General features: G+C 69.0%; 9 protein-coding genes. 5 read left to right on the top strand and 4 right to left on the bottom strand.

Annotated features, from left to right (window positions below):
* Nucleotides 1-118 precede the first annotated feature (118 nt).
* The gene (locus tag HLK59_RS47340; RefSeq protein WP_240983055.1) at nucleotides 119-478 is read left to right on the top strand and encodes a helix-turn-helix domain-containing protein; all 360 of its coding nucleotides are present in this window, start codon (nucleotides 119-121) and stop codon (nucleotides 476-478) included.
* A 103-nt stretch (nucleotides 479-581) separates the two neighbouring features.
* Here HLK59_RS47340 and HLK59_RS47335 read toward each other — a convergent pair whose 3' ends face one another.
* The gene (locus HLK59_RS47335; protein ID WP_171147876.1) at nucleotides 582-1,193 is read right to left on the bottom strand and encodes a DinB family protein; all 612 of its coding nucleotides are present in this window, start codon (nucleotides 1,191-1,193) and stop codon (nucleotides 582-584) included.
* Between the two features lie 90 nt (nucleotides 1,194-1,283).
* On the bottom strand, nucleotides 1,284-1,724 hold the full coding sequence (locus tag HLK59_RS47330; RefSeq protein WP_171147875.1) for a nuclear transport factor 2 family protein: 441 nt from the start codon (nucleotides 1,722-1,724) through the stop codon (nucleotides 1,284-1,286).
* Nucleotides 1,725-1,817: 93 nt separating this feature from the next.
* Between HLK59_RS47330 and HLK59_RS47325 the strand changes: the two genes are divergently transcribed.
* Entirely contained in the window at nucleotides 1,818-2,396 is a 579-nt protein-coding gene (locus HLK59_RS47325; protein ID WP_171147874.1) for a TetR/AcrR family transcriptional regulator, read from the top strand.
* 166 nt (nucleotides 2,397-2,562) lie between these two features.
* Here the strand turns inward: HLK59_RS47325 and HLK59_RS47320 are convergent, their stop codons facing one another.
* Both HLK59_RS47320 and HLK59_RS47315 read right to left on the bottom strand, forming a co-directional pair.
* On the bottom strand, nucleotides 2,563-3,303 hold the full coding sequence (locus HLK59_RS47320; protein ID WP_171147873.1) for a VOC family protein: 741 nt from the start codon (nucleotides 3,301-3,303) through the stop codon (nucleotides 2,563-2,565).
* 165 nt (nucleotides 3,304-3,468) lie between these two features.
* Nucleotides 3,469-3,978 (bottom strand): NUDIX domain-containing protein, encoded by a 510-nt coding sequence (locus HLK59_RS47315; protein WP_171147878.1) that lies wholly within the window; start codon nucleotides 3,976-3,978, stop codon nucleotides 3,469-3,471.
* A gap of 212 nt (nucleotides 3,979-4,190) precedes the next feature.
* Between HLK59_RS47315 and HLK59_RS47310 the strand changes: the two genes are divergently transcribed.
* The 3 genes from HLK59_RS47310 to HLK59_RS47300 all read left to right on the top strand — a co-directional run bounded on the left by HLK59_RS47310 (nucleotide 4,191) and on the right by HLK59_RS47300 (nucleotide 5,943).
* Nucleotides 4,191-4,733: a helix-turn-helix transcriptional regulator gene (locus HLK59_RS47310; RefSeq protein ID WP_171147872.1), complete on the top strand. Its 543-nt coding sequence runs from the start codon at nucleotides 4,191-4,193 to the stop codon at nucleotides 4,731-4,733.
* Between the two features lie 65 nt (nucleotides 4,734-4,798).
* A complete protein-coding gene (locus HLK59_RS47305; RefSeq protein ID WP_171147871.1) occupies nucleotides 4,799-5,467 on the top strand; it encodes a hypothetical protein in 669 nt (222 codons plus the stop codon).
* A gap of 137 nt (nucleotides 5,468-5,604) precedes the next feature.
* A complete protein-coding gene (locus tag HLK59_RS47300) occupies nucleotides 5,605-5,943 on the top strand; it encodes a DUF2516 family protein (protein ID WP_171147877.1) in 339 nt (112 codons plus the stop codon).
* Nucleotides 5,944-6,137: the final 194 nt, after the last annotated feature.

The raw sequence follows: 6,137 nt of genomic DNA, 5'->3' as shown, positions 1-6,137 counted from the left end.
TGAGAGGTGGAGGTGGGGCGGTGTCCGTGGCGTTGGCGTTGGCGTTGGCGTTGGCGGAAGAGGACAGGGGCATGCTGCAACTCCCAGGGGAACAGAGGCTGTTGGCGGACAGTTACGGATGGCGACGAAGGGGGCGGAGATGGGCTGCGCGCGCGTCTTGGACAGGAACACCTGCGGAGTGACCGCCGCGATCACGGTGATCGACGGCAAGTGGAAGACCTCGCTGCTGTGGCTGCTGGAGGCCGGCCCGCAACGGCCCGGTGAGCTGCGCAGACAACTGCCGGGCCTCAGCGAGAAGGTGCTGACCCAGGCGCTGCGCGCGATGGAGGCGGACGGTCTGGTGCACCGGGAGGTGCACGACGTCCTGCCGCTCAAGACGGTCTACTCCCTGACCGCCTTCGGCCGTGAACTCTCCGAGCTGTTGGCCCCGTTGTCCGACTGGGGCCACCGCCACATGGAGAAGCGGGCCGCTTCCTGATCCCTCCCGGTTTCCGATCCCCTTCCCTTCGCCGGTCCTTCGTGACCAGCTTCTGATCCATCCGTGTCCGCCGCCAAGTACCCACTTTTTTGTGGGTACTTGGTCAGTCCTTCCGGTCGGCCTCCCGAGCCGTGCGCTCCAGCCGTTCCCGGTAGGCCTCCCACCAGGCCGGGTCGTGCGACGCCATGCTGTCGTTGCCCTGGTTCATCCCGACGGCGCCGTCCATGAGCTCCCGGAGGATGTCGGCGTGCCCGGCGTGCCGGTGCGTGTCGGCGATCACGCGGACCATCGCGTGATGCAGCGTGACCTCGTCCTTGCCGTCCGGCCACCATGGGACCTTGCCGAGGGTGTCCAGGGCCAGCGCGTCGAGCGTGGCGTCCGCGTGCGCCCATGCCCGGCGGTACAGGCCCACGATGTCCTCGCGCGACTCGTCGGCGGAGGCCCACATGTCGCCGTTGGGTTCGGCGTCGGCGTCGGCGTCGGCGTCGGCGTCGAGCCAGGGGAGGGGCTCCCCGGACGGGCGCCCGAAGGTGTCGCCGAGATAGCCCAACTCCACACCGGCCGCGTGCTTCACCAGCCCCAGAAGGTTGGTGCCGGTCGGTGTCAGGGGGCGGCGGGCGTCGTACTCGGAGAGGCCTTCGAGCTTCCAGAGGAGGGCGTCGCGGGCGGACTGGAGGTAGGAGCGAAGGGTGTCTTTGGGATCCGTTTCGGTCATGCGTGTCAGTCTGTGGCGACTGTGATCTGCGCGCATTGTGTTTGCGCGGACGGCTGGGTGGACGGCCGGGTGGACGCTCGTCCAGGGCGCTCATTCGCGGGCCGCGGCGACCCCCGAGCCGTCCATGTAGTCCCGTGCCCGTGTGATCAGTCCGTCGTGGACATGGAGTACCAGCAGGCCGGGGACGGTGATGGCGGTGCGCCGAGGTGGCGTCGACCGGTGCGGCAGTGACCCCACCACGACATGCTCGGCGACGATCACTCCGGGTTCGACGGTCTCGTAGGCCGCCACCTTCCTGATCTCGTCCACCCGGACGGGGCTCCCGCCCCAGACCACCCGGTATCCCGCACGCACGGCCTCGCGTCCCTCGTAGCGGGGAGGGAAGCCGGGGACGGCGAACGGGAACTCGTGGACCGCGTCCAGGGCGTACAGGTCGGCGAGGTCGTCCGCGGACTTGTCGACCATGGCCCGGTAGAAGCGGGCCAGCACCTCGCGAGGGGTGCGGAGGGGAGGGTGCTGCGGTTCGGGCATGGGGACCACCCCACTCGCTTTCGCTCAACAAGCGTTGACCCAATCACCGTAGAGACTCGGCGGTCGTTCGGTCAACGGCTGTAGAGTGAATCGATGTCCACGCCCCCCTCCTCACCTCACCAGTCCCGCGCCGACCGCCGTCGGTCCACCGAGGCGCGCATCCTCGACAGTGCCCGGGAGCTGTTCGCGGAGAAGGGCTTCGACCGCACCACCATCCGTGCCGTGGCGGCCGCGGCCGGCGTGGACCCGGCCCTGGTCATGCAGTACTTCGGTTCGAAGCGCGAGCTGTTCTCGCAGGCGGTGCAGGCGCTCCCCGTGTCACCGGCGCCCGCCGACGCCGACGCGCTGGTCGATCAGCTCCTGGCCACGCTCGGCCTCAAGCTCGGCGGCCTGCCCGAGGGCACGCTGGCGATGATGCGCTCCATGCTCACCGACCCGGCCGCGGCCGACCACGTCCGCGCGGCCCTGGCCCGGCAGATCGACGGCGTCGCCGCGACCCTGCCGACGTCCGGGGATCCCGAACTCCGTGCCGCCCTGATCGTCACCACGCTCCTCGGCGTCACCATCGGCCACCAACTCCTCGCCCTGCCCGCCCTCCATGACGCCCCGCCCGAACGCGTCGCGGCGCTGCTCCGGCCGGCGGTGAAGGCGTTGGCGGGGCAGGAGGGTTGATGCCGGTGAGCGACGTGGGGTGACGGCGACAGTCGGGTGGTTGGGTTCGGCGACTGAGGTGGGTCGAGGTTGGCAACGGCGACCCGGCTCCCGCACGCTTGTGACTCGGCGCTGCGGTAGGTGAGTTGGATGCCGCGATCGGAGAGTGGGCTGATCTCGCGGAGCGTCACGCTGGAGCGAGAACGCAGAACTCGTGCCCCTCCGGATCGGTCAGGCACGTCCACGGCACGTCGCCCTGGCCGAGGTCGAGGTCGGTGGCGCCGAGGGCCCGCAGTCGGGTCACCTCCGCCTCCTTGTCGTCACCGGGGTAGGGCAGCAGGTCGAGATGGATGCGGTCCGGCACGGTCTTCACGTCGGGCGTGCGGAGGAATTCGAGATACGGGCCGGTGTCCTCGGGGGAGCGGAACAGCGCGTGGTCGTCGGTCACTTCGTGCAGGGGCCAGTCGATCGCCGCGTCCCAGAAGCGGGCCATGGCATGCGGATCCGCGCAGTCGACGACCATCACGGCGATCGGCCCGGTGTCCCGGTGGATCTCCCGGGGCTCCAGCACACAGAACTCGTTGCCCTCCGGGTCGGCGAGGACCGTGAACGGCACGTCACCCTGCCCCACGTCGACAGGCGTCGCACCGAGCGCCTTCAGGCGCGCGACCAGCTCCGCCTGATGGGCCGCGGACGTGGAGGCGAGATCGAGGTGCACCCGGTTCTTCTTCGTGCTCTTGGGCTCCGGGACAGGGACGACGTCGATGCCGACGGCGACCGGGTCCGGCCAGACGAGGTCCGCGGAGGGCCCGACGTAGGTGGTCACTCCGGGGCGGAACAGATTCCAGCCGAGCGCCTCCGCCCAGAACCGGCCGACCGCCAGGCCGTCGACAGCCTTGATGTTCAGTTGAACGGGTCGCAGCGCCATACCGACGATCCTATGCACCCGCTCCGCTGAGACGGAGCGAGCTGGTTGTAGTCAACCCCGGCGTCCTGACCAAGGGATTCCTGGAGCGCTGAGCGCGACGACTGTCGTCAGATCCGTATATTCCTTGGCATCTATCGCGCTTACTGCAAGCGGAGGCGGGCAAGGTCAGGGCTGCGCGGTCCGGAACGCGAGATACCGGCTGAAGGCTTCGTGGCTGTCGGGGGTGAAGCGCCACTCCAGCAGGGCCGAGCGCAGCTCCGGCTCGGTCAGCCAGCCATGCCAGGCGACCTCATCGGGATCGGGGACCACGGCGTCCGGCACTACGGCTTCGTGCACGCCGAGCCAGTGAGGGCTCAGACCGCTGCGGTTGATGAACGTGAACAGCAGGCACGGCAGCGCATGAATGCCCAGCTCCTCGGCCAGCTCCCGCGCGGCGGCCTGTTCATAGGACTCGCCGACATTTGCGGCGCCACCGACCTCGACCTCATAGAGCCCGGGGAAGCGCGACACCTGCTCCGACCGCCGGTGGACGAGGATCCGGCCACGATCATCACGACACACCGTCACGGCGACCCGATGCAGCCAACCCTCCCGGATGGCCTCCCTACGGCTGACCACCCCCAGCACGCGATCTTGACCGTCGACACGCTCCACCAATTCATCCACGACGCACACCCTGGCAGAGCCCGCCGACAACGCCGTTTCTCGGCGACTTGCGGAGGCCGGCCCCAAAGCACCTGCACCAGGAGGCCGCACGCGGATGACGACAGTTGTCATGCAAACACGACAGCTAGCGTGCTCAGGCTCATCTGCCGAGTCACGTGGCGTGGAGCACTTTTGCAAGCGCCTGCTTGCAATAGTTAGCAAGGGTGAGGCACAGTGGGGCCATGGCAACGCTCAACGTCGGCAATCTCGGTGAGTACCTGCGCGAGCAGCGGCGAAACGCTCAGCTCTCGCTCAGGCAGCTCGCCGACGCCGCCGGGGTGTCCAATCCGTATCTGAGCCAGATCGAGCGCGGGCTGCGCAAGCCGAGCGCGGAGGTGTTGCAGCAGGTCGCCAAGGCGCTGCGGATCTCCGCCGAGACGCTGTACGTCCGCGCCGGCATCCTCGACGCCGAGCGCGACCGGGACGAGGTGGAGACGCGTGCCGTCATCATCGCCGACCCGACGCTCAACGAGCGGCAGAAGCAGGTGCTGCTCCAGATCTACGAGTCCTTCCGCAAGGAGAACGGATTCGGGACGGACACCGAGGAGAACGGCTCGGAGGGGGCGCTCGTTCCCGAGGCGGAGACCACCGCGGTCGACGTACCGGCAGCCGAACCGGGCGAAGAAGCCCGGGGTGGCACGGCCAAGCGCCGTACCCGCAAGAAGAGCACGGCCCCCCGCACGACCGACGGCAGCGACGCCGACCCGCAGCAGACGGCCAGTTGAGACACCGGCTGACCGAGCGCGGAACCAAAACCCTCAGACGAAAGCGACCCGGGAGGACCATCACCATGGCCATCACCGACGACATCCGCAAGGCCGTTTCGGACCCCACCCCGCTCTACTTCCTCGCCGGCGCCGGTGACCTCGCCTTCCAGGAGGCCAAGAAGGTGCCCGGCATCGTCGAGCAGCTGCGCGCCGAGGCCCCGGCCCGTATCGACGCCGTGCGCGGCACCGACCCGAAGGCTGTGCAGGAGAAGGCCGCCGCCCGTGCCAAGGAGGCCGGCGCCAAGGCCAAGGAGGCGCAGGAGTCCCTCCAGGCCAGGGTCGGCGAGTTCATCGCGACCCTGGACGGCGACATCAAGAAGCTCGGCTCGACCCTCGACGCCGACCTGAAGAAGTTCGGCGAGAGCGCCCAGGACTTCGCTCTGCGTGGCGTCGGCGTCGCCGCCGAGTACGCCGTGAAGGCCCGCGAGACCTACGAGAAGGTCGCCGAGCACGGCGAGCAGGCCGTGAAGACCTGGCGTGGCGAGGCCGCCGAGGAGATCGAGGAGCTGGCCATCGCCGTAGAGCCGAAGGCCGAGCCCGTCGAGGTCAAGGAGGAGGCTCCGGCAGCGAAGCCCGCCGCCGAGGCCAAGCCCGCCGCGGCCGCCCCCGCGAAGAAGACCGCCACCGCCAAGAAGACGGCGCCGGCGAAGAAGGCCACCACCTCCAGGAAGACGACCCCGCCCGCGAAGTAGGCGACTGCGCCCGCGAAGTAGGTGACGCGGCAGGACTTCCAGGACTTCTACGACGGGCCGGGCACCCCTGGGGTGCGCGGCCCGTTGTACGGGTACGGTGACCGCGTAATGACGAGCCGAGTCAGGTGGTGGACGTTGTGCTGATGCAGGGGTTCGCGGGGTTGATGTGGCTGCTCTACCTCGCGATGTTGGTCTTCGCGGTGGTGGCGTTCATCATGGCCGCCTTGTTCCGTGAGGACGCGTACCGGGCCGCCAGCAAGCAGAACAAGGGCTTCTGGCTGATCATCCTCGGCGTGGCGGTCGCGGTGAACCTCCTGGTGCCGATGCTCTTCCTCCAGCTCGCGGGCCTGGTCGCCTCGATCGTCTTCTTCGTCGACGTACGCCCGGCGCTCCGCCAGGTGTCGGGCGGCGGAGGCAGGGGCCGCGGCGGCAGCAGCAGCGACGGTCCCTACGGCCCTTGGAACGGCGGCAGGTAACCCCACCCCAAGTAACCCCACCCCAGACCACCCCACCCTGGGCAAACCCACCCCAGGGCGCGGGGCCGTCCCCCCCGGACCGAGCGCTTATTCACATACCCGTGCCCCCACGCCTCGTAATCTACTCCTACGCCCTCCATCATTGGTTAACAACCATGCAAGACACATATATAGGCGCCACCCAAACAACGTCA

Origin of the sequence: Streptomyces sp. S3(2020) (genome assembly GCF_013044505.1) — a bacterium.
Lineage (GTDB): Bacteria > Actinomycetota > Actinomycetes > Streptomycetales > Streptomycetaceae > Streptomyces.
This window is presented reverse-complemented; position numbering and strand designations above follow the sequence as displayed.